Source organism: Pseudoalteromonas sp. BMB (assembly GCF_001709235.1).
GTDB lineage: Bacteria > Pseudomonadota > Gammaproteobacteria > Enterobacterales > Alteromonadaceae > Pseudoalteromonas > Pseudoalteromonas maricaloris.
In genome coordinates this window covers 1-351 of sequence record NZ_MBQA01000097.1, presented here as the reverse complement: position 1 = coordinate 351, position 351 = coordinate 1, and the positions used below count along the sequence as shown (strand labels likewise).

Below are 351 nucleotides of genomic sequence, written 5' to 3'. Positions count from 1 at the left end.
TTTTTTTTTTTTTTTTTTTTTTTTTCAAATAGAATAAATTTTGATCCTTTCGTACTGAAAATTTTATAAAGAAGATAGAAACCGACCTGGCTCACGCCGGTCTGAACTCAAATCATGTAGAAAGTTAAAAGTCGAACAGACTTCCTTTTAAGAGTGCTGCCCCCTAAAGGTGTTCTAATTCAACATCGAGGTCACAATCTTTATTTTAAATAAGGGCTTTAAAATAAAATTATGCTGTTATCCCTGCAGTAACTTGGTGAATTTATAAGATAGATAAATGGAAAAATAAGAGTAAAGATATAGTTTTTCTGCCACCCCAGCAAAACTTAAAAGTGAAGCTTGACAGGAGAT

At 31.6% G+C, this 351-nt stretch carries 1 rRNA gene; it reads right to left on the bottom strand.

The window, feature by feature from the left end:
* Window positions 1-70: 70 nt before the first annotated feature.
* Window positions 71-351 (bottom strand): 23S ribosomal RNA (locus BB427_RS24610); the annotation flags it as partial.